We start from the raw sequence: 22,367 nt of genomic DNA on the forward strand, positions 1-22,367 counted from the left end.
TTCACAAATATAGAGAAAAATTATATTCGCGAAACAATATTTTTAGACGAGTCTAAAACTTAAATGTTAGAATTTAAACAATTCGGGCATAATCCTGACAATGTAAAGTTGATTTCGTTGACTTTGTAATTGTGCGGCATAATGTAACTCGGTTTTACATTTTCAAGACAAGTGATCTCATGACAATTCTCACAGCTAAAATGCGCATGATTATGAATGTGTACGCGCTGATGCGAATGATTGCATTTGGCATACTTTACTGTTCCATCTAGATTTGAAATTTTATGAATAACATCTTCATTAATCAAACGATCCAAAATTCTATAAATGGTAACGCGATCGCACAAATCATTTAATTGTTTGTGAATTTCGGTGTGCGAAAGAGCCGTTTTAGATTTCTCAAACACCTCTAAAACAGCCATTTTTGCTGCGGTATTACGTGTGGTTTTCATTTTTTATGAAGTTAAAAATTAAACGCAACAATGTTGCAATTGATAAAATTGTATATATTTGCAACAAAATTGCATTAAGCAAATGTACACGAAATGAAGAAAATAAGCACATCCTTTTACGATATTTTAGGAATTTCTAGCGCAACCATCTGTCTGGTTCATTGTTTGATTTTTCCTCTTTTAACGATTCTGCCTTTAGGACTGAGTCACAACCCTTTTATAGATTTACTATTTGCCTCGATTGGTTTATTTGCAATTCTCAAAATTATAAAAAAATCGTCTCTTTTGGTATCGTCTATTTTAGTTGTTTCAATGGCGCTTATATGGATTAGTGTTTTGACAGAACTTTTATTAGACATCCATCTCGATTTGATTTATTTCGGAGGAATCGGAATGATTATCGGGCATTTGATCAACTACAAATTACATAGAAATCAAAATCATTAAAAATAGAAATATGGAACAGAAGCATTTTGAAGTGATTATCATTGGAGGCAGCTACAGCGGATTGTCTGCAGCAATGAGCTTAGGACGTTCTTTACGTCAGGTTTTAGTCATTGACAGCGGTCTGCCTTGTAACAGGCAAACACCGCACTCGCATAATTTTATTACACAAGATGGCGAAAAGCCAGCGGTTATTTCGGCGAAAGCCAAATTGCAAGTAGACATTTATAAAACAGTTCAATTTTATAACGGACTTGCGGTAAAAGCACTTAAAACAGAAAGTGGTTTCGAAATTGAAACGGAATCAGGAGTTGTTTTTACTTCAAGGAAAGTTTTGTTTGCCACCGGAGTTAAAGACTTGCTACCAGAAATTGAAGGTTTTGCTGCCTGCTGGGGGATTTCGGTTTTGCATTGTCCATATTGTCATGGCTATGAAGTTAAAAATGAAAAAACGGCCATTATAGCCAATGGTGAAATGGGCTATGAATATGCAAAACTGATTTCCAATTGGACAAAGGACTTGAGATTATGCACCAACGGAAAATCGGAATTAACTTTAGAACAAACACAAACGCTTAAAAATCATGGTGTTTTGATTCTAGAAGATGAAATAGATTCTTTTGATCATAAGGATGGATATATTAAAAATATCATTTTTAAGAACGGAGAAAAAGTTGAGGTAAAAGCAATTTACGCAAGACCGCCCTTTGAACAACATTGTTCAATTCCTGAAACTTTGGGATGTGATAGTAACGAACAAGGATTGCTGAAAGTAGATGCGATGCAGAAAACAAATATTCCAGGCGTTTTCGCAAGTGGCGATTGTACAACTCCAATGCGATCTGTGGCGATTGCTGTTTCTACTGGTTCTTTCGCTGGAGCGGTAATTAATAAAGAACTTATTGACGAAGATTTTTAGTTAATAGAAAGAGCGGTTAAACCATTTAAGTTATATAAGTTCATTTAGCACAAACTTAAACTTAAATGGTTTTAAAAAAATATAACATCTAGAATTCAATCAGTTTGAAAAATTTTGATTTAGAATAATTGTTTGTCAAATTTAATTTTTAGTTTTGTCTAAATTTAATTTTAAAAGAATGAAATATTTATTTTTGACAATATTAATACTTTCAGCTATAAGCCTACACTCCCAAAATATCTCAGGAAAAGTGGAATCATCAATTCCTGTAGGTCAGGAAATTAATGTTAGTTTATTAAATACAAACTTTAAAACCCAAACCGATTCTCTAGGATTTTATAAACTAGAAAATATTCCGAAAGGGAACTATAAAATAAATGTAACCTCGACGGGATTCAAACCAGTAACTCAAAGAATTTCTGTTTTAGAAAATGAAAATTTGAATCTTGATTTTGAATTAGAAGAAGATCAGAATGAATTGAACGAAGTGGTAGTTTCTGGAACCTTAAAACCTGTAAAACGATTAGAAAGCGCCGTTCCGGTTGAGGTTTATTCGCCAGTTTTCTTCAAGAAAAATCCAACGCCAAGTATTTATGATGCACTTCAGAATATAAATGGAGTTCGTCCGCAGCTCAATTGTGGTGTTTGTAATACGGGAGATATTCACATAAATGGTCTCGAAGGGCCGTATACTTTAGTAATGATTGACGGAATGCCGATTGTGAGCAGTCTTTCTACTGTTTATGGCTTGTCTGGAATTCCGAATTCTCTGGTAGAACGAATCGAAATTGTAAAAGGTCCGGCTTCGTCTCTTTACGGAAGTGAAGCGGTTGGAGGTTTAATCAATATCATTACTAAAAACCCGACTAATGCACCCGTTTTTTCTGCCGATTATTTTACGACTTCTTATTTTGAAAGTAATCTTGATTTGGGAATGAAGTTCAATGTTGGGAAAAAAGCAATTTCTCTTATCGGAATTAATTATTTCAATTACGATCAAGTTATTGATAAGGATCACGACAATTTTACAGATGTTACGCTTTCTGAACGAATTTCGCTTTTTAATAAATGGAGTTTTCGACGAAACCATAATCGCCTTTTTACGATCGCTGCACGCGGAATGTATGAAGATCGTTGGGGTGGAGATATTCGTTGGGAGAAAAAATATCGTGGCGGAGATGAAATTTATGGTGAAAGCATTTATACCAAAAGAGCTGAGTTGATTGGAAGTTATCAATTGCCTTTTGAAGAAAAACTAATGTTTTCTTTTTCTGGAAATGTGCATTATCAAGACAGCCGTTATGGTACGACATCTTATATTGCCAATCAGAAAATTGGATTTTTACAGCTGACTTGGGATAAAAAAATTGGACGTAACGATTTGCTGGCGGGAATTGCAAACCGATACACATACTATGACGATAATACGCCTGCAACAAAAGAGGCTGAAAACACTTGGCTTCCTGGTATTTTTGTTCAGGACGAAATTACATTTTCTCCAAAAAGCCAAGTTTTGCTAGGAATGCGCTATGATTACAATTCTATTCATGGATCTATTTTCACACCGCGATTTGCGTACAGGTTTAAGGCAAACGAAAACACGATTATTAGATTAAATGCCGGAACTGGATTTAGAGTTGTGAATTTGTTTACCGAAGATCACGCGGCGTTAACAGGTTCAAGAGATGTTATTATTAAAAACGATTTGAAACCAGAACAATCTCTAAATGTGAATTTGAATTATATTCAGAAAATTAATTTCGGAAACGGGACCTTTATGGGAATCGAAACCACAGCTTTCTATACAAGATTCAGCAATAAGATCATTTCAGATTATGAGACCAACCCAAACGAAATTATCTACGACAATATTGATGGTTACGCTTTAAGTCAAGGAATCAGTACAAATATCGATCTTAATTTTCCGTCGGGATTAAAATTTATTGTCGGAGCAACGGTTTTGGATAATAAAAACGTCGAAAATGGAATTTCTGAAAGACCTTATCTAACTGAGAATTTTACGGGAACATGGAGCATTTCGTATAAAATTCAGCCTTGGAATTTATCAATGGATTACACAGGAAATGTTTATAGTCCGATGAAATTGCCTCTGCTTAGCGAGACCGATCCGAGAAGTCCTAATTCTCCTTGGTATAGCATTCAGAATATTCAGTTTACGTATTCGGGATGGAAAGATTTTGAAGTTTATGGCGGAATCAAAAATCTGCTGAACTTTACTCCGAAGCAAAATAATCCGTTTTTGATTTCGAGAACTAATGATCCTTTTGATAAAAATGTGCAATATGATTCTAATGGAAAAGTTCTAGTTACGCCTGATAATCCGTACGGTTTGACATTTGACACGACTTATGTTTATGGACAAAACCAAACTATTCGAGGATTTTTGGGATTACGATATACTTTTAGGTAATTTTAATAGCGATTATTAGCCACGAATTCACGAATTATTTTATTGAGATTCAACCAAATAAAATTACACGAATTTATCAAAATTAATTTGTGTAATTTTTCTTTCTGTTGTTTTGCATTACAGATAATTTTTGAAATAATTCGTGAATTCGTGGCTAAAAAACAAAAAAAAATGAAAAAGCTAGTTCTACTTATTTTCTTCTTCGGAATAACTTCAACAGGATTCTGCCAATTAAAAAGTAGCACTTTTGAAGAAGTAGACAGCTTACAGCAAATCCAAAAACGGAAAACCATTGTTTTCATCCATACCGATTGGTGTCAGTTTTGCCAACGAATGAAAGCCACAACTTTTAAAAATCAAGAAATTATAGAAAAACTAAACTCCGATTTTTATTTTATTGATTTTAATGCAGAGGAAAAAAGAGATATTAAATTCAATAATCACACTTTCAAATACCTGCCTTCAGGGAATAATGTTGGAGTTCATGAACTGGCATTGCAGCTGGGAACAATTAATAATCAAATTGCCTATCCGACTTTGTGCGTTTTGAATGAGAAAAACGAAATTATTTTTCAGTATAATATTTATTTGAGCACAAAAGAGTTTAAAATTCTTTTGGAAAAATTGGAAAAATAAATTTTCTTATTTTTGAAAATGAACTCTTCACAAATTCCACATTTCGATTACATTTTTACAGGAACTGGACTCGCATCCTTGATGACGATTTATAAAATGATTTTGTCTGGGAAGTTCTCTGATAAATCCATTTTATTATTAGATCAAGATGTGAAGAAAATCAATGATAGAACTTGGTGTTTTTGGGAAAAGGAGGAAAGTATTTGGAATTCGGTGGTTTCAAAAAAATGGGATTTAGCATTTTTTGCCAATGAAAATTTCAGACGCGATTTGGATCTAAAACCATATTCGTATAATAAAATCAACGGTTTAGATTTTTATAATTTCGTTTTCGGAGCTATTTTAAATCAGTCTAACATTACTTTTTTAAACGAAAAAGTAACTGATATCAACGAACTTGAAACCCACGTTTTTGTTGGAACAGAACAAAACCGATACACTTGTCAGTATCTTTTCAATAGTATTTATACTAAGGCTTTCGCCGAAAGGCAAAATAAATATCCTGTTCTACAGCAGCATTTTGTGGGTTGGTTTGTGAAAACGAAAGAAGAAGTTTTTAATCCCGAAGAAGTAACTTTCATGGATTTTTCGGTTGAGCAAAAAGGAAATACAAGATTTATGTATGTTCTGCCAACTTCAAAAACAGAGGCTTTGGTTGAATATACTTTGTTTTCGGAAAAATTGCTTCCTAAAGAAGAGTACGAAAATGAAATTCAAATTTATCTGAAGAAACTCGGCGCAAGCCAATATCAAATTCTCGAAAAAGAGGAGGGAAGCATTCCAATGACCTGTTATCCTTTTTGGGAAAGAAATACCAAACGTGTTTTGAATATTGGCACGGCAGGAGGCTGGACAAAAGCGAGTACGGGTTATACGTTTAAGAGTTCTGACAAAAAATCATCAGCCTTAGTTGAGTTTATTCAGCAAAAAGATTTCCAAATGAAAGACTTTCATAAAAAATCTAAGTTTTGGTTTTATGATTTACTGCTTTTAGATATTCTCTATAGAAAAAATGAATTGGGAAGTTCTATCTTTTCTTCTTTGTTTAAAAAAGGAAATCCTGAATTGATTTTCAAATTTTTAGATGAAGAAACGACTTTTTCTGAAGATGTTAAAGTTATTTTAAAGTGTCCCAAAATTCCATTTATTAAAGCGTTATTTAGAGTGATTTTTCTTTCAAATAAATCTAACTAAAAACGTAACAATTGAAAAACATTACTCTATTATTTAGTTTCTTTTTTACTCTTTTATCTTTTTCGCAAGTTTCTTTTGATAAAGCTCAGGACGCAATTTTGAAAGAATCTGTAACCGATTGTGCGGAAAAACATGACTACAATATTGAAATGGCCAAATGGCAGGCATGCCTTGACGAAGGTTTAAAAAAAGACAGCACAATTGCTCAACTCTGGCAGTTAAAAGCCATGCCGTATTTTAAATGTAAAAAATACGAAGTTGGAATGCTTTATTTGGATAAAGCAGTTCTGTACAATAAACAGGAATGGCTCCCGTATCGAGGGTTTATAAAATGTATTTTTGCCAAAACATATAAAAGTGCCATAACAGATTTTGAAGAATGCATTAAATTGTATGGAAACAGCTATGTTATGGATCATACATATCGTTTTTACATTGGACTATGCTACTTGCAATTAAATGAATACGAAAAAGCAGAAAAGCTTTTTGATGATTATGTGAATGACATTTACAAAAATAGAAATCAATTAGAACATCCTACGGCATATTTTTATCAAGGAATTGCAAAGTATGAACTTCAAAAGTTAGATGAGGCTATTGTAATTTTTGACAAAGCATTAAAAATATATCCTCAATTTTCAGATGTAAAATATTATAAAGCAATCTGTTGGTATAAAAAAGGTAAACCAAAAGAGGAAATAATGGCTTTGATTGAAGAGGGAAAACAAGATGCTAAAAAAGGATTTTCAGTTAATGAAGACAATACAGTTTATGAAACTTATCCGTATCAAAAGAAATTAAGATAATAACAATCAAACTATAACAAAACTTTATACTTCTTAGTAACTAGTTGCGAGTAAACTTTGTAACTTTGCAGTTCAAAAAGTACAATTTAAAAAAACAAGAATATGTATCCACTAGAAATGGTAAAACCAATGGAAGCTGAATTGACAGCTGCTGGTTTTCAAGATTTACATAGTGCTGAAGCTGTTGAGAATGCTATCAAAGCTGAAGGTACCACTTTAGTTGTTGTAAACTCTGTTTGCGGGTGCGCTGCAAGAAATGCACGTCCAGGAGCAAAAATGAGTTTGGAAGGAGCTAAAAAACCAGATCATTTAATTACTGTTTTTGCAGGTGTTGACAAAGAAGCTGTTGATGCTGCAAGACAACATATGTTCCCATTTCCTCCATCTTCGCCATCTATGGCTTTGTTTAAAAACGGAGAATTGGTTCACATGTTAGAGCGTCACCACATCGAAGGACGCCCAGCTGAATTAATTGCTGAGAATTTGCAAGATGCGTTTAACGAGTTTTGTTAATTTTAAAGATACTAAGTTGCTAAGGTTCTGAGATACTAAGTTTAGGATTGAAGCGATAAAGATTTAAAAACAAAAAGCACTATGAAAATAGTGCTTTTTGTTTTTATATATGTTTAGTTCAAAAAACTTAGAACCTTAGCAACTTAGAATCTCAGTACCTTATAAATTCCATCCCCCGCCAAGCGCTTTGTATAACTCAATCATGGAACTTAATTGTCTTTCAGATAATTGTGCTAAGCTTAATTGTGCGTTAAAAAGATTGGTTTCTACATCTAAAACTTCTAAGTAAGAAACGTAACCGCTGTCATATCTTTCGTGAGATAGTTTGTAGTTTATTAAAGCGGCCTGAACCTGTCTGTTGCGTGCTTTCCATTCTTCTTGATAAGTTCTGACATTTTGTATGGATTGTTCTACTTCTGAAACAGCATCGATATACGTTTTCTGATAAAGGAATTTGTATTGTTCTGCCTGTTGTCTGTTTATCTCAACTCTTCTTTTGTTTTTTCCGAAAGCGAATATTGGTCCAGCAATTCCTCCAGAAGCATTTTGCAAATACGAGCTTCCTAGAAACAGATTGCTCAAATCGGCGCTGGCGAATCCGGCAATTGCAGCTAGATTGATAGACGGAAATCGCATTGCCTGAGCTACGCCAATTCTTTCATTGGCAGCCGCATATCTTAATTCGGCAGCTTTTACGTCGGGTCTATTTTCTAATAATGCAGACGGAATTGACAACGGGATTTTACTGACAATCTGCAACTCAGTATTGCTTTTCCCTCTCGGAATTTCAGTAGGAAGCTGCCCTGTAAGCAGTGCAATGGCATTTTCCTGATACGTTATCTGTCTTTCAATGTTAGGAATTGCTGCTTCGGCAATGGCAACCTGCTGTTCAATCTGCACTTTGTCAACTTCAGAGATATAGCCTTTCGCAAATCTTTCGCTTATAATTTCATAATATTTTTGTCTTGTTTCAAGCGTATGCTTTGTTATTTCCAGCTGATCATCAAAGTTTCGCATCTGAAAATAGGCTATTGCAATATTGGCAACGATATCGGACAATACTACTTTACGAGCTTCTTCTGTGGCTAGAAGTTCATTTTTGACAGCATTATTTTCATGGCGAAATTTTCCCCAGAAGTCAAGTTCCCAAGACATAGTTGCGCCAGCAGTTGATGGAGTAATGTATTTCTCGTTGCTGTTTATAGTAGCTCCATACTGAAAAGACGGAAATAAATCGGCTTTGGTATAACCTAATTGGGCACGAAACTGCTCAATTCTTGAAACCGCAATTTTTAGATCATAGTTATTCTCAAGACCTTTTTGAATAAGACCTTTTAAGACATCATCATTAAACAGATCGAACCATTTTAAATTGGTTACGGAAGCGAGACTGTCTAAATTTCTTTCGTTTCTATAAGAATCTGATTTTAACTGCTCAGGTTTTTTATATTTTGGACCAACCATACATCCCACCGGAAATAAGGAAAGAACCAATACAATAACGATTATTTTATATTTCTTACTCATGGTCTGTAGTATTTGATTCTACATTGTTTTCTCCTGTTGCGATTGTTTCTTCTTTCTTGTGTCCAATTTTTTCAATCATAACAAATAGACCCGGTACAATTAATACACCTAAAACGGTGGCGATCAACATGCCGCTAAATACAGCCATTCCCATTACAATACGGGCTTGAGAACCTGCACCTGTAGCAGTCAATAACGGAACAACTCCAAGAATGAATGCAAAAGCGGTCATCAGAATCGGGCGAAAACGAAGTCTTGCCGCGTACATTGCCGATTCGTAAAGGGGTTTTCCTTTTTCATATTCTTCTTTGGCAAACTCAACTATAAGAATGGCATTTTTCGCTACCAATCCGATAAGTAAAACAAGTCCGATTTGCGCAAAAACGTTATTGACATAAGCGTCACTTCCAAATCTTGCTAAAAGAAGCCCTAAAAATGCTCCAAATACTGCAAAAGGAGCTCCAAGAAGTACACTAAATGGCAACTTCCAGCTTTCGTATTGCGCAGCTAAGATTAAGAACACGAAAACCAATGCCATAATAAACACTGATGATCCTCCAGGAGAATGTTTTTCTTGATACGATAAGTTAATATAATCGTAACTCATATCTGCAGGCAGAGTCTCTTTGGCCACTTCTTCCAATGCAGTTAAAGCTTGCGCACTACTATAACCGTCGTTTGGACTTCCTCCAATTTCAGCAGATCGGAATAAATTTAAACGATTCGTAAAATCGGGCCCCGAAACTTTAGTTGCTGTAACCAATGTCGAAACTGGAAGCATATCGCCTTTATTGTTCTTTACATAAATCATGTTTAGATCTTCGGGTTTAACACGATTGATAGCTTCTCCCTGTACGTAAACTTTATATTGACGCCCGAAACGGTTAAAGTCATTGACATAACTTCCTCCCAAAAATGCTCCAAGCGCCTCGGTGACTTTAGAAACGGGTATTCCCAATTTCATTGCCTTGTCGTTATCGATATCCAACTTAATTTGCGGTGTACCAGCATTAAAAGTGGTGTAAATTCGTTTTATTTCAGGACGCTGCTGTGCTGCGGCAATAAATTTTTGTGTTTGTTCTGCTAAATATTGCGGTGTATTACCTCCGCGGTCTTGCAGCATTAAGCTAAATCCAGCAGAAGCACCTAAACCTTGAATTGCGGGCGGACCAAATGAAAAACAGGTTGCCGTTGTAATTTGAGTGGCCAGTTTTTTATTGAATCGATCTACAAACTGTTTAGCCGTTTCAGCTCTTTCTTCCCAAGGTTTTAACGAAATGAAGATGAAAGCGTTATTTGGCTGATAAGAATTAGTAAGCATACTAAATCCGTTTATCGTTGTATATGATAAAATTGATTTTTCTTCTTTAAGGAAGCTGTCTACTTTTTTCGATATTTCATCGGTACGCTGTAAAGATGACGCAGGAGGCAAAGCAATATTTACTAAAACATAACCTTGATCTTCCTCGGGAATAAATCCTAGCGGAATTTTTTTGCCTAAAAGAACAATCGAAGCAAGTATCACGGCTAGTAAAACAATAATTCGCATTGCTTTTTTAGCAAAAAAGGTTGCTCCGCCAATATATTTTCCTGTAACATTTTCGAAAACTCTATTAAACCAAGAAAAGAATTTAGCAAGCCATCCTTTTTGCTGGTCAAGAGGTTTTGTCGGTTTTAAAAGCATGGCACAGAGTGCGGGACTTAAAGATAAAGCACTAAATGCTGAAAAGGCAACCGAGACGGCAATGGTTATGGCAAATTGCTGATAAAAGCGCCCCGTAATTCCAGGTGTCATCGCTACTGGGATAAAAACGGCACACAAAATCAATGCAATCGCAATTACTGGTCCAGAAACTTCTTTCATAGCTTGAATAGTAGCCTCTCTAGGGTTTTTTCCATGTTCGATATGATGTATTACGGCTTCTACAACCACAATCGCATCATCGACTACGATACCAATCGCCAATACTAATCCTAAAAGCGAAAGGGTATTAATCGAAAATCCTAACATTGGGAAAACCGCAATGGTACCAATCAGCGAAACAGGAACTGTAATTAATGGAATTAAAGTAGCGCGCCAGTTTTGCAGGAATATAAATACCACTAGAATAACCAATATAATAGCTTCAAAAAGAGTATGAACAATATCATCAACCCCAGCGGTAATGGCCAGTGTAGTATCTAAGGATTCTTGGTATACAACGTCTTGCGGAAATCTTTCAGACAATTGCTTCATAGTGGATTTTGCAGTTTCTGCCACATCAAGCGCATTACTTCCAGGCATTTGGTATAAAGCTACAACGGCACTTGGAGAGCTGTTTCTTCTGGCTGTTGAACTGTAATTTTCAGTTCCTAATTCGATGCGGGCAATATCGCCCAATAAAACTTGTGCTCCATCTTCTTTGCTTCGAACTACGATATTTCCAAATTCTTTTTCAGTAACCAATCGGTCTTGAAGTGTTACACCGTATGTAAATTCAGTATTAGGAGGTGCTGGTTCAGCCCCAAATTTTCCTCCTGGACTAATCATGTTTTGTGCATTCAGTGCATTTTTGACATCTTCAACAGTCACGCCGAGCTTACTCATCATATCTGCCTTTAACCAAATACGCATGGAGTAATCGCTTCCTCCAAAGAGAGCAACTTCTCCAACTCCTTTTATACGAGCCAGCTGGTCAACGACATTTATACTGGCGTAGTTATTTAAAAACTTGGCGTCATATTTTGGATTGTTAGACGTAATGGTAAACAACATCATCGGGAATGATAGGGACTTTTTTACTACGACTCCCTGTTGTTTAACACTAGAAGGCATAAATGGAGCGGACTGGTTTTGTCTGTTTTGCGTAAGCATATTGGCATTATCCAGATTAGTTCCCACATCGAAAGTAACTTCAATAGTACAAGCACCATCAGAAGTGTTGATCGATTTCATATACAGCATATTTTCAACACCATTTACTTTTTGCTCAATAGGAGTTGCCACTGCCTGTTCCACATTCAGCGCATTTGCTCCAGTAAAAGAGGTGGTAATTTTTACAACAGGCGGGTTAATATCCGGATATTGCGAAATAGGTGTTTTTTGTAATGCCAGTAATCCAAGTATCACAATAATAATACTAATTACAATGGCAACAATCGGTCTTCGAACGAAAAATTCTCCCATAATAATATGTGATTTAGATTACTTTGCAGCTACGGTTTCTGGATCGCCCAATTGCCATTGAACGTTTTTTGGAGTAATAACACTTCCATTCTTTAATAAAGAAGTACCTCCCATGGCTATCTTATCGCCTGGTTTTAACCCTTCTTCAATAATGTATCCATTTTTAACGGCTGGACCAGGTTTAACAATCTGCATCTGAACTTTATTATCATTACCGACTACATAAACTTGGTAGATTCCTTGGACTTCGATAACAGCACGCTGCGGAATTACGATTGCTTCCTTACGAATGTCTGTAAGAAGCGCGACTTTTACATATTGTCCAGGACGAAGCAATTTATCTGGATTAGGAAACGTTGCTTCAAATGTGATTGCTCCAGTAGAAGGATCAATCTGTCTGTCGGCAAAACTTACTTTTCCTGTTTCTGGATAAGTAGAACCGTCAGATAATTTTATAGTTACAGTTGCTCCCGAGCCTTTTAAGGCCGAATTAGGTTTGTTGAACTCTCTAAAAAGACGCAGAAATTCTTGTTCGCTAATAGTAAATCGTACCCTTACATCTCCTAAGTCTGAAATAGTATTTAGAATAGACATTGCACCAGGTCTTACATAATCGCCTACGCGAACTTTGGAAATGCCAATTAATCCTGAAATTGGAGCTAAAATTTGACAATAGCCTAATTCGATCTTAGCATTTTGTACCGAAGCGTCTGAAGCTTTTATTTGAGCTAATGAAGCATTATACGCCGCTTTTGCCGAGACCAGTTCGCGTTGGCTGACAGCATTCATCTTTGCTAAAGGCGTTATCATATCTAAATCTGATTTTGTTTTAGATAAACGCGCCTGTGATTCTGCTGCAACTCCCTGAGCTTCGTTCAATTTAGCTTTGTAAGGTAAAGGGTCAATTGTGTAAAGCACTTGTCCTTTTTTAACAAAACTTCCTTCTTTGAAGTTCATACTTTCGATAATACCATCAACTCGCGGGTTAATTTGTATATCTGATTGACCAAAAGTCTGCCCCGTATATTCAGATTCTAATTTTACATCTTGCTGTAAAACAGAAGTGACTGAAATTTCTAATGGTTTTGGACTTGGGGGTGTCTCTTTTTTGCAAGAAAAAATAAAAAGACTAAGTAAAATTGCTGAGGAGTAGATTTTGTTCATTGTTAAATTCTTTTAGATAAAATTCATTAAACACAACTAATTAAAAACCAGTAAACTGCATTAGCTAAGTTAGTGTTTTTTTGGTTAAATGGATAAATATTGTGTGAATTTTGTTAATTTTAGTTAAAATTTTATTTATCTGATTTTCAGTTAATAATGTTCAAACGGATAAAATGCAACATAATATCGATAAACTGCATTTTTGTAGGAATAATTTATTTTATGTATTAGTAAAAATAATTCAAAAACTTTTGTAATTATGTCAAAAAATAACAAGAAAAAACATAAAAAAACCGATGGAGATGACAATGATTTAAAAAAAATAACAAAAAAGGAATTATTGCATCGAGCTAAAAAATTTTCTGACCAATATTGTGTTGGCGACGATAAAGATTTTACATTAAAAGATAAACCGACATCTTATTCTGGAGATGAAGACAAAGCATTGATTCAGAAAACACTAAAAATGGGAGTTAAGGCTCTCGCCGCCATGCAAGATATTTTGTATGCGCAGGATAAATGGTCGGTTCTTATCATCTTTCAAGCTATGGACGCCGCTGGGAAAGATGGTGCAATCAAACATGTGATGTCGGGCATAAATCCGCAGGGCTGTCAAGTTTCTTCTTTTAAAGGACCAAGTTCAGAAGAATTAGATCATGATTATTTATGGCGCTGTCAAAAACATTTGCCAGAAAGAGGCCGAATAGGAATCTTTAACCGCTCTTATTATGAAGAAGTTCTTGTAGTTCGCGTTCATGAACAGATATTAAGAGGGCAAAAAATCCCTGAAAAACTGATTACCAAAGATATTTGGGAAAACCGTTTTGAGGATATTCGAAATTTCGAAAAATATCTTACTAGGAACGGAACCATTGTCATTAAATTTTTTCTAAATGTTTCTAAAGAAGAACAAAAAAGAAGATTTATAGAAAGGGTTGACAATCCTGATAAAAATTGGAAATTTAGTGCAGCTGATGCCAAAGAGCGCGGTTATTGGGACGAATATATGCATGCTTATGAAGAATTAATCAGAAATACATCAACCAAGAAATCACCTTGGTATGTTATTCCCGCGGACAATAAAGCGTATGCCCGAATTGCAATTGCTTCTGCAATTATTCATGCTTTAGACGAAATGGATTTAGAATATCCTAAAGTAAGTCCCGAAAAAATAGCAGAATTGAATGAGGTAAAAAAAGCATTGTTAGAAGAAAAAGAGTAACCTTTTACAGCTATAAAGATTGATTTCGGCGTTTTTGTTTAAGTAAATAATATTTGGTACAACGTTCTGCAAAGAACACCAATCGGATTGATATAGGTTGTAAAATCAATTTATAAGGAGCCAAAAGATGTTAAAAAAATCAGATAATTGGTGCAAGAACATTTTTAATCTCAAAATAAACTCTAAATTTGCCGCAGATTTTAAGGAAAATCTAAAAAAAAATATATTCTTAACTTAAAACTGTTTATAGCATGCAACTGTATAACACTTTAAGCGCAGAAGAGAGAGCCATCATGATCGATGATGCGGGTAAACAACGTCTTACGTTGTCTTTCTATGCGTATGCCAAAATTCAAGATCCACAAAAATTTCGTAACGATTTATTCATTGCCTGGAACGCACTAGATGCATTGGGGAGAATTTACGTTGCCCATGAAGGAATTAATGCTCAGATGAGTGTTCCTGCAGAAAATTTTGAAGCTTTTAGAGAAACGCTTGAAGCTTACGATTTCATGAAAGGCATACGATTGAATGTTGCCGTAGAACAAGACGATCACTCCTTTTTAAAATTGACCATAAAAGTGCGTCATAAAATCGTTGCTGACGGTTTAAATGATGATACTTTTGATGTTACTAATATTGGTGTTCACTTAAAAGCCAAAGAATTTAACGAAATCCTTGATGATCCAAACACAATTGTGGTTGATTTTAGAAATCACTACGAAAGTGAAGTGGGACATTTTAAAGGTGCTATTACGCCAGATGTGGAAACTTTCAGAGAGAGTTTACCTATTATCAACGAACAGCTTAAAGATTACAAAGAAGATAAAAATCTTGTAATGTACTGCACAGGTGGTATTCGTTGTGAAAAAGCGAGTGCTTATTTCAAACGCCAAGGCTTCAAAAACGTTTATCAGTTAGAAGGCGGTATTATTAATTACGCTAAACAATTGAAAGAAGAAGGTTTAGAAAGCAAATTCATAGGTAAAAACTTCGTATTTGATAATCGTCTGGGCGAAAGAATTACTGATGATATTATTTCGCAATGCCACCAATGCGGAAAACCTTGCGATAATCACACCAACTGTGAAAACGACGGATGTCATTTATTGTTTATTCAATGTGACGAATGTAAAGCCGCAATGGAAAACTGCTGCTCTACAGAATGTTTAGAGATTATTCACATGCCTTTAGTTGACCAAGTTCGTTTGAGAACTGGAAAACAAGTTGGAAATAAAGTGTTCAGAAAAGGAAAATCTGAAAATCTGAAATTCAAACATTCGGGTGACTTGCCAGAAACAGCTTTGGCGACAGCGCAAAAGCAGGCCGATATTCGTCAGAAAATAAAAGTGAAGAAAGTACTTCTTGGAAAAGCAGAACATTATTATGTAAAAGCTCAAGTTGGGCAATTTACAGTAGAAAATCACGAATTAAATAGCGGTGACAAAATCCTTATTTCAGGTCCGACTACAGGCGATCAGGAATTGGTTTTAGATAAAATCATCGTAAACGGTGCAGAAACTCAATCTGCTAAAATTGGTGATAAGGTTACTTTTGAGGTTCCATTTCGTATCCGTTTGTCAGATAAATTGTATAAAATTGTAAATTAGCGGTTTTTTAATGCTACTTTACAATGTCACATTCTTTTGCTAAATTATGGATTCATGCCATTTGGTCTACCAAAAACCGTAAGGAATTAATTGACTTTTCAATTGAAAAAAAGGTATACGATTATATTCACAATGAGTTAATTGAATTGGGTTGTCCTGTTAGAATCATAAACGGAATGCCTGATCATGTACATATTTTATTTTTATTGAATCCCCAAAAATCTATTTCGGATGTAATTCGTCAAGCGAAAGGAGTTTCATCTCATTGTATAAATGGAGAAAATTTAATTCTTGAAAAATTCGCATGGCAAAAGGGCTATGCGGCTTTTGCTGTAAGCGAGTCTCAGCTTGATCTTGTTTTTAATTACATTAAAAAACAAAAGCAGTATCACCTCAATAAGGATGGACAGCAGGAATTTGATGAATTTGTAAAACTGCATGGGTTTGAAAATTAAATCGATTTCAAGACATAAAAGATATCACAATATAGAATATAGCCCACGGTTTCAACCGTGGGAAACGTATTGTTGCGTAACGTTAAGGATGCCCATTGTGTTCCCACGGTTGAAACCGTGGGCTATATTTGATAAAGATTGAGTTACAATTATGGACATGGCAAATGATTTATCATTGGGCTACTGCAAATAAATTTTTAAAATATAGACTATGATATAAATCATAGAAATCAATTTATACCCACATTATTTTTGTCAATTTTTAGATAACTAGATTCTAGAAACATATCATAGTAATAAAATGACAACAAATAATAAAATCGAACTCATGTCTCCGGCAGGAGATTTTGAATCGCTTCAGGCTGCTTTAGATAATGGCTGTGATTCCGTATATTTTGGAGTTGAACAGCTTAATATGCGTGCAAGATCAACAGTTAATTTTACGATTGATGATTTAAAAGAAATTGCCAATCGATGTGAAGCCAAAAGCGTCCGAAGCTACCTTACTTTAAACACTATTATTTACGATCACGATTTATCAGTCGTAAAAACATTATTGACAAAAGCCAAAGAAGCCAATATTACAGCGGTCATTGCATCAGATCAAGCTGTAATTGCGATGGCAAGATCGATTGGAATGGAAGTTCATATTTCAACACAATTGAATATAACGAATATTGAAACCATAAAATTCTACAGTTTGTTTGCCGATACAATGGTTTTAAGTCGTGAATTGAGTTTGCGTCAAGTAAAGAATATCACAGATCAAATAGAGAAAGAGCAGATAAAGGGCCCGAACGGAAATTTAGTAGAAATCGAAATTTTTGGTCACGGAGCTTTGTGTATGGCCGTTTCGGGAAAATGTTATTTGAGTTTGCACTCGCATAATTCCTCTGCAAATCGTGGCGCGTGCAAACAAAACTGCCGAAAAAAATATACGGTTATTGATCAGGAAACAGGTTTCGAAATCGAATTGGATAACGAATATATGATGTCGCCAAAAGATTTGTGTACGATTGATTTCTTAGATCAGGTGATCGATTCTGGAGTGAAGGTTTTAAAAATAGAAGGACGAGGCCGTGCGCCAGAGTATGTGGCAACAGTAACCAAAACGTATCGTGAAGCAATTGATGCGTATTACAATGGAACTTTCTCAAAAGAAAAAACCACTGAATGGATAAAAGCTTTAGAAACAGTTTACAACCGTGGATTTTGGTCAGGTTATTATTTAGGTCAGGAATTAGGCGAATGGAGCGATATTCCAGGATCGGCAGCAACACAAAAGAAGGTTTATGTGGGTAGGGGATTGCATTATTTTCCGAAAGCTGAAATCGGTCAATTTAAGATTGAAGCGTATGATATTAAAATCGGAGATAAAATCTTAGTCACAGGGCCAAGCACAGGAGCTCAGGAAATGATTATTAATGAAATGTTTGTAAATGATGCTCCGGGAGAAAAAGCCACAAAAGGAGATTACTGCAGTTTCAAACTTCCGTTTAGAATCAGAATGTCGGACAAATTATATAAAATTGTTGAGGCGTAATGGTTATTGTAACTTTACAAAGAGATAAATGCATTGGCTGTAACTATTGCGTTGAAATGGATCCAGTTCATTTTCAAATGTCAAAAAAAGACGGGAAATCGGTTCTCATCCATTCGCAAAATGCAAAAGGATTTTTTACTTTAAAATCTCCTAATCATGCCATTGTAGAAAGCTGTGAATTGGCGGCAAAAGCTTGTCCGGTGAAGATTATTACGGTTAAAGAGACTTGAGAAATATGTTTTAAAGCATACCCTCTATTTGTAGTAATACAAAAGGGTTTTATTATTCATCGTAAAGATGCAGTTCATCAAAATCTTTGATTTCAGATAGTTTTAGGAGTTTGGTTCGGGCAATTTTAGTTTCCGTTTTTTCAAAAATTTCGTCACCATCATATGTGTTTTCGTTGACGTTCTGGTTTACAATCTTTTTTCTGGTCAGGAAATTGATACTAGTTTCGGTAAGAATAACTGGTCCATGATTGCTGCTGGCATCATAACCTATAAGTTCGAAATCTGAGTTTTGATACCTGAAAGTATATTTCCAATAACCATATCTTCCATGAGCATAGTCCACATATAATTTGTCATTTTTTACTTCAATATAAAGTTCGGGTGCGTAATAAACACCGCCATCCTCATTTTCGGAAGAAAAACAGTCGTAGTTTTTAACGGCTAATTCATAACCGCCATTTTTGTTTAATAATGCTATAATTCCTCTGCGATTTCGGTCTAATTCACCGCGATATTCGTCTGTAACTATTTTGCTTTTATCTGTCCCTTTAATAATCAAGATGCAATCTTCCAGTCCATCTTTATTAAAATCGCCTTTAATTGTATCAAAAGGAACATAGTTTTTAGGTATAAAATCTGAAATATCTTTTTTGATATCGATGGCAGATTCTTCCACTTCTGGAATTTCTTTTAATTCAGTGACTTCTGTATTTGATTCTTTGACTACAGTTTTAGAATCTTTACAGCTGATGATTGTAAACAACAGAAAAACTGTTGCCGTAATGTATAAGTAATTTTTTATCATCTTTTGTTGTTTGGGATTTTAGCTTTATAATTCATCAAGAAATAATATCTAATGTTTTCTTGTTATTATTTCTTGATGAGTTTAAGTTTTACCTGAAAATATTAAATTCCAATTTTAGCATTTATATTATGCTTGTCGACATACGCTTGCGCCACATTCATCAATTTAGTAAACTTCGTATCTATATCTTTTTGAGTTGAAGCATCAAAATCTGCAATTGCTTTTTCAATTTGTTGGGGAGAAGCTTTTTCATCTTTCAGTTTGGCAATTGGCAAATAGCCTTCTTTTTGTTTCGCAATTGCATAAATAAATAAATCTTTTGATGCTTGAAGAAGTTCTTTATTGTCTTCATCTTCTGGTATGTCCTGAATATTTTTTAATCGAGTTTCTAAATTTGTTATATCATATTTAAAAGAATCGTAATAAGTTGAAGGAACCATCTTTTTTTGATTTTCATCATAAACTTGTGCTTCAGATTGCAGTTTTTCACTGATTTCTTTGCTTCCAAAACGAGACAATAAGTTCGAATTTAAAGCAGCAATTTCAAATGTTTTTTCTGGTGAAAGGTTGGTGCATGAGGTAGAAACTAAGCTTCCGGCAATTAATACTAAAAATAGGGTTGTGGCATTTAAGATTTTTTTCATTTTGTGTTTATTTATATTTATCCTTTTAAAATTTTACTTTTCTCAGCATCAAATTCTTCTGATGTTAAAATTCCGGCGTCTAGAAGTTCTTTCAAATCTAATAATGCTTTTTTCTTAGCTTCCATCGAATTTGAAGCTTCGGCTTTTGGCGCTTCGGGTTGTTGTGGGGTATTGATTGGATTTACAACAGTTTCTGACGGAGCATATTTCAAAATCAGTTCTGTAATTTCATTAAAGCCTTTTACATTCGAATAATCTATCGCTTTTTGTTCTTTTACATTTACGATTGACGCATCGGCTTTGTTATCTAATAAATATTTTACAACATCTTTCTTTCCGTTTGCAGCGCTATAATGAAGTGGCGTATTTCTAGATTCATCTTGAATATTGATGTTTGCTCCAGCTTCGATAAGCAATTTAACCATGCTTAAGTTTCCTTTTTTGGTTGCTACATGCAGCAGACTTTCTCCACCATAATTGTATGAACTGGTTAAAGTAAAACTCGATTCGTTTGAAATATTTGTGGCACTTACAATCCAATCCAAATAATCATTCATTGAAGAAGTGTCGCTAGCGACTGGTTTACTGTAATTCACATCAACTCCGTTTTCTAGAAACAAAGCCACGATTTCCTTTTGATTATTTGCGCAAGCGTACCAAATAGGAGAATGTCCAGTATTGCTTGAAGTAAATACATCTGCACCTCTTTCAATCAATAATTTAGCTAGCATTCTGTTTGTTTCATAACAAGCAATTAAAAGTGCATTTTCACCAGAATGATTGGCGTGGTTGATATCAGCGCCATTATCCAGAAGCAAAGTCACCATCGGAATCGATTTAGTATAACAAGCATAAATAAGAGGCGTATTTCCCTGTTTATCCGTAGCGTTAATATCTGCACCATTGTCTAAAAGCAATTGAATAATTTCTCTATTTAATTTTGCCGAAGCCAATAATAGCGGAGTTTCTCCATTGTTATTCAATAAATTAACATCGACTCCTGCTTGAAGCAACTTTGTTGCAATTTCAATTTGAGCCGTCTGAACCACTAAATGTAGCAGACTATTTCCGTATTTATCATTCTTCGTGATTTCTGCTCCGTTTTCTAAAAGATGCAGCGCCGTTTGTTTTTGTTTTTGAAGACAGGCAAAATACAAAGGCGTTTCTCCCTGATGATCTTCGTAGTTAATATCGGCACCTTCCTCGATTAGAATTTTCACGATGTCGAGATAACCGCGGTGTGCGGCATAATGAAGAGCTGTTCTACCTTGTTCGTCGGTATATTTTACATCTACTTCTTTATTTTGAAGCAATAATTCGGCTATTTTTCGGTTACCGTTTTCGCAGGCAACTATAAATGACATTGACATGTTTGGGTAATTTTAAGTAAATGATCGTTTTATTGTTTCATTAAAAGTTCAACTGTTTTAATCTTCAGGTTGTCTTCAGAAGCTAGCATCAAGGCAGTTTCGTCTTTATCGTTTGTAATCGAAATGTCAGCTCCTTGATCTAATAAAAGTTTTACTTTTCTATAAGTTTCTTTTGCCATTTCTGCATCGTAATTAACATTAAAGGCGCAAACTTTATGCAAAATGGTGTTTCCTTGATTGTCTTGTTCGTTAACGTCAACAGATCCGCTGTCGAGTATTGATTTTAAAATACCCGATTTTTTCTCAACAATATAATCTATACCCGATTTTGGATTTCCGTAATATTCAGCGCAGTGATTTAAATCTGCTCCATCTGATAGTAATCTTTGTAATGAATTCAGATCGTATTCAGAATCAGACATCATCCGAATAAACTCTGTGAGTAAAGTTTTTCCATTTTTATTGATGCTATTAAAATTGGCTGATGATGATTCTGCCAAAAGTTCGTACATCGGAAAAGAAAACTGTTCAGCTGCAGCATAATAAAAAGCACTATTTTCCTGATTGTCAGTCTCAGTAGGATCTGCTCCATTTTCTAATAAAAATGGAAGAAGTTCTTTTCTGTTTCTTTTAACGGCGCAGATTAACGGCGTTGTGCCCACAATATTTTTTTCGTTAATGTCAATGCCATTTTCTAAAAGTATAGATATATATTCTTTTACTTTTTCAGGATCTAGACCATAAGTATTCAAAATCGTGTAGATAAAATTTTCTCCTGCATTGTTCTTATACTGAGTGTTAGCTCCAAAATCATCAACTAAAACTTTAACTATTTTGGGTGAAGCTCCTTTTTCAAGAAAGTAGCCTAGAAGAGTTTTGTCGCTTATTTCGTCGTTAATATTATCCATTTTCGACATCAATTCCTTAAAAAAAGCAATCGAAGCGTCATCGTCTTTTAAATACAAAGTCAATGGTTTGAAAATAGATTGATCAAAACTGTCTAATTCGTAAATATCGGTTTCAATAAATCCGGCTTTTATTAGTTTTTCAATGAAGTCAATTTCTTTGGCATCTATAATTTTGGCTACAATCTGAGAAAAATTGTTTTTCAGATATTGTTCGTTAAATTTTTCTCCGTTATTTAGACATTCTCTGGCCTCGTCAAATTTTCCCTGAAAAAGGAAATTTTCAATCTGGTTTTGTGTTTGCATTCTGATCGATTTTTAAAAATGAAAA

The 22,367-nt window shown here is 34.7% G+C and carries 20 protein-coding genes; 12 read left to right on the plus strand and 8 right to left on the minus strand.

Annotated features, from left to right (window positions below; all coding sequences use genetic code 11):
• Positions 1-59: 59 nt before the first annotated feature.
• On the minus strand, positions 60-452 hold the full coding sequence (locus BLP44_RS03445) for a Fur family transcriptional regulator (protein WP_091129346.1): 393 nt from the start codon (positions 450-452) through the stop codon (positions 60-62).
• Positions 453-545: 93 nt separating this feature from the next.
• Here BLP44_RS03445 and BLP44_RS03450 point away from each other — a divergent pair, with 93 nt between their 5' ends.
• From BLP44_RS03450 to BLP44_RS03480, 7 genes are all read left to right on the plus strand, one after another.
• Positions 546-899, plus strand: a complete 354-nt coding sequence (locus BLP44_RS03450; RefSeq protein WP_008465648.1) for a MerC domain-containing protein — start codon at positions 546-548, stop codon at positions 897-899.
• 10 nt (positions 900-909) lie between these two features.
• Positions 910-1,815: an NAD(P)/FAD-dependent oxidoreductase gene (locus BLP44_RS03455; RefSeq protein ID WP_091129349.1), complete on the plus strand. Its 906-nt coding sequence runs from the start codon at positions 910-912 to the stop codon at positions 1,813-1,815.
• 178 nt (positions 1,816-1,993) lie between these two features.
• A complete protein-coding gene (locus BLP44_RS03460) occupies positions 1,994-4,246 on the plus strand; it encodes a TonB-dependent receptor (RefSeq protein ID WP_091129353.1) in 2,253 nt (750 codons plus the stop codon).
• 171 nt (positions 4,247-4,417) lie between these two features.
• On the plus strand, positions 4,418-4,882 hold the full coding sequence (locus tag BLP44_RS03465; RefSeq protein WP_091129794.1) for a thioredoxin family protein: 465 nt from the start codon (positions 4,418-4,420) through the stop codon (positions 4,880-4,882).
• Between the two features lie 18 nt (positions 4,883-4,900).
• Complete coding sequence (locus BLP44_RS03470; RefSeq protein ID WP_091129357.1) at positions 4,901-6,076, plus strand: lycopene cyclase family protein; 1,176 nt, start codon at positions 4,901-4,903, stop codon at positions 6,074-6,076.
• Between the two features lie 11 nt (positions 6,077-6,087).
• Positions 6,088-6,882 (plus strand): tetratricopeptide repeat protein, encoded by a 795-nt coding sequence (locus BLP44_RS03475; RefSeq protein WP_091129360.1) that lies wholly within the window; start codon positions 6,088-6,090, stop codon positions 6,880-6,882.
• Positions 6,883-6,984: 102 nt separating this feature from the next.
• Positions 6,985-7,395: a BrxA/BrxB family bacilliredoxin gene (locus BLP44_RS03480; RefSeq protein ID WP_008465639.1), complete on the plus strand. Its 411-nt coding sequence runs from the start codon at positions 6,985-6,987 to the stop codon at positions 7,393-7,395.
• A 159-nt stretch (positions 7,396-7,554) separates the two neighbouring features.
• Here the strand turns inward: BLP44_RS03480 and BLP44_RS03485 are convergent, their stop codons facing one another.
• The 3 genes from BLP44_RS03485 to BLP44_RS03495 are packed head-to-tail and all read right to left on the minus strand — an operon-like array spanning position 7,555 to position 13,252.
• Positions 7,555-8,922: an efflux transporter outer membrane subunit gene (locus BLP44_RS03485; RefSeq protein WP_091129363.1), complete on the minus strand. Its 1,368-nt coding sequence runs from the start codon at positions 8,920-8,922 to the stop codon at positions 7,555-7,557.
• Positions 8,915-12,088, minus strand: a complete 3,174-nt coding sequence (locus tag BLP44_RS03490; RefSeq protein ID WP_091129366.1) for an efflux RND transporter permease subunit — start codon at positions 12,086-12,088, stop codon at positions 8,915-8,917. The genes BLP44_RS03485 and BLP44_RS03490 overlap by 8 nt, the downstream gene beginning before the upstream one ends.
• An 18-nt stretch (positions 12,089-12,106) precedes the next feature.
• Entirely contained in the window at positions 12,107-13,252 is a 1,146-nt protein-coding gene (locus BLP44_RS03495) for an efflux RND transporter periplasmic adaptor subunit (RefSeq protein ID WP_091129370.1), read from the minus strand.
• Between the two features lie 259 nt (positions 13,253-13,511).
• Here BLP44_RS03495 and BLP44_RS03500 point away from each other — a divergent pair, with 259 nt between their 5' ends.
• The 5 genes from BLP44_RS03500 (at position 13,512) to BLP44_RS03520 (ending at position 18,312) form a co-directional block, all read left to right on the plus strand.
• Positions 13,512-14,474 carry a polyphosphate kinase 2 family protein gene (locus tag BLP44_RS03500; RefSeq protein ID WP_170830208.1) on the plus strand — a complete coding sequence of 321 codons (963 nt, stop codon included), beginning with the start codon at positions 13,512-13,514 and terminating at the stop codon, positions 14,472-14,474.
• Between the two features lie 251 nt (positions 14,475-14,725).
• Positions 14,726-16,084, plus strand: coding sequence for an oxygen-dependent tRNA uridine(34) hydroxylase TrhO (gene trhO / locus BLP44_RS03505; protein ID WP_091129374.1), 1,359 nt, complete (start codon positions 14,726-14,728; stop codon positions 16,082-16,084).
• Positions 16,085-16,107: 23 nt separating this feature from the next.
• Positions 16,108-16,539: an IS200/IS605 family transposase gene (gene tnpA / locus BLP44_RS03510; protein WP_091129377.1), complete on the plus strand. Its 432-nt coding sequence runs from the start codon at positions 16,108-16,110 to the stop codon at positions 16,537-16,539.
• 301 nt (positions 16,540-16,840) lie between these two features.
• Positions 16,841-18,082: a peptidase U32 family protein gene (locus tag BLP44_RS03515; RefSeq protein ID WP_091129381.1), complete on the plus strand. Its 1,242-nt coding sequence runs from the start codon at positions 16,841-16,843 to the stop codon at positions 18,080-18,082.
• Positions 18,082-18,312, plus strand: coding sequence for a ferredoxin (locus tag BLP44_RS03520; protein WP_008465601.1), 231 nt, complete (start codon positions 18,082-18,084; stop codon positions 18,310-18,312). The genes BLP44_RS03515 and BLP44_RS03520 overlap by 1 nt, the downstream gene beginning before the upstream one ends.
• Positions 18,313-18,364: 52 nt before the next feature.
• Here the strand turns inward: BLP44_RS03520 and BLP44_RS03525 are convergent, their stop codons facing one another.
• From BLP44_RS03525 to BLP44_RS03540, 4 genes are all read right to left on the minus strand, one after another.
• Entirely contained in the window at positions 18,365-19,117 is a 753-nt protein-coding gene (locus BLP44_RS03525; protein ID WP_091129386.1) for a hypothetical protein, read from the minus strand.
• Positions 19,118-19,218: 101 nt separating this feature from the next.
• Positions 19,219-19,761 carry a hypothetical protein gene (locus BLP44_RS03530; protein ID WP_091129390.1) on the minus strand — a complete coding sequence of 181 codons (543 nt, stop codon included), beginning with the start codon at positions 19,759-19,761 and terminating at the stop codon, positions 19,219-19,221.
• A 17-nt stretch (positions 19,762-19,778) separates the two neighbouring features.
• Positions 19,779-21,131 carry an ankyrin repeat domain-containing protein gene (locus tag BLP44_RS03535; protein ID WP_091129393.1) on the minus strand — a complete coding sequence of 451 codons (1,353 nt, stop codon included), beginning with the start codon at positions 21,129-21,131 and terminating at the stop codon, positions 19,779-19,781.
• A gap of 29 nt (positions 21,132-21,160) precedes the next feature.
• Positions 21,161-22,342: an ankyrin repeat domain-containing protein gene (locus BLP44_RS03540; RefSeq protein WP_091129397.1), complete on the minus strand. Its 1,182-nt coding sequence runs from the start codon at positions 22,340-22,342 to the stop codon at positions 21,161-21,163.
• Positions 22,343-22,367 lie beyond the last annotated feature (25 nt).

The organism is Flavobacterium anhuiense (genome assembly GCF_900101855.1).
Lineage (GTDB): Bacteria > Bacteroidota > Bacteroidia > Flavobacteriales > Flavobacteriaceae > Flavobacterium > Flavobacterium anhuiense.

Excerpts from the sequence above, each read along its gene's own strand:
- BLP44_RS03450 (WP_008465648.1), top strand. The coding sequence starts at position 546 with ATGAAGAAAATAAGCACATCCTTTTACGATATTTTAGGAATTTCTAGC.
- BLP44_RS03515 (WP_091129381.1), top strand. The coding sequence starts at position 16,841 with ATGACAACAAATAATAAAATCGAACTCATGTCTCCGGCAGGAGATTTT.
- BLP44_RS03445 (WP_091129346.1), bottom strand. The coding sequence starts at position 452 with ATGAAAACCACACGTAATACCGCAGCAAAAATGGCTGTTTTAGAGGTG.
- tnpA (WP_091129377.1), top strand. The coding sequence starts at position 16,108 with ATGTCACATTCTTTTGCTAAATTATGGATTCATGCCATTTGGTCTACC.
- BLP44_RS03465 (WP_091129794.1), top strand. The coding sequence starts at position 4,418 with ATGAAAAAGCTAGTTCTACTTATTTTCTTCTTCGGAATAACTTCAACA.
- BLP44_RS03480 (WP_008465639.1), top strand. The coding sequence starts at position 6,985 with ATGTATCCACTAGAAATGGTAAAACCAATGGAAGCTGAATTGACAGCT.
- BLP44_RS03455 (WP_091129349.1), top strand. The coding sequence starts at position 910 with ATGGAACAGAAGCATTTTGAAGTGATTATCATTGGAGGCAGCTACAGC.
- BLP44_RS03460 (WP_091129353.1), top strand. The coding sequence starts at position 1,994 with ATGAAATATTTATTTTTGACAATATTAATACTTTCAGCTATAAGCCTA.
- trhO (WP_091129374.1), top strand. The coding sequence starts at position 14,726 with ATGCAACTGTATAACACTTTAAGCGCAGAAGAGAGAGCCATCATGATC.
- BLP44_RS03535 (WP_091129393.1), bottom strand. The coding sequence starts at position 21,131 with ATGTCAATGTCATTTATAGTTGCCTGCGAAAACGGTAACCGAAAAATA.
- BLP44_RS03490 (WP_091129366.1), bottom strand. The coding sequence starts at position 12,088 with ATGGGAGAATTTTTCGTTCGAAGACCGATTGTTGCCATTGTAATTAGT.
- BLP44_RS03500 (WP_170830208.1), top strand. The coding sequence starts at position 13,512 with ATGTCAAAAAATAACAAGAAAAAACATAAAAAAACCGATGGAGATGAC.
- BLP44_RS03530 (WP_091129390.1), bottom strand. The coding sequence starts at position 19,761 with ATGAAAAAAATCTTAAATGCCACAACCCTATTTTTAGTATTAATTGCC.
- BLP44_RS03485 (WP_091129363.1), bottom strand. The coding sequence starts at position 8,922 with ATGAGTAAGAAATATAAAATAATCGTTATTGTATTGGTTCTTTCCTTA.
- BLP44_RS03540 (WP_091129397.1), bottom strand. The coding sequence starts at position 22,342 with ATGCAAACACAAAACCAGATTGAAAATTTCCTTTTTCAGGGAAAATTT.
- BLP44_RS03525 (WP_091129386.1), bottom strand. The coding sequence starts at position 19,117 with ATGATAAAAAATTACTTATACATTACGGCAACAGTTTTTCTGTTGTTT.
- BLP44_RS03495 (WP_091129370.1), bottom strand. The coding sequence starts at position 13,252 with ATGAACAAAATCTACTCCTCAGCAATTTTACTTAGTCTTTTTATTTTT.
- BLP44_RS03520 (WP_008465601.1), top strand. The coding sequence starts at position 18,082 with ATGGTTATTGTAACTTTACAAAGAGATAAATGCATTGGCTGTAACTAT.
- BLP44_RS03470 (WP_091129357.1), top strand. The coding sequence starts at position 4,901 with ATGAACTCTTCACAAATTCCACATTTCGATTACATTTTTACAGGAACT.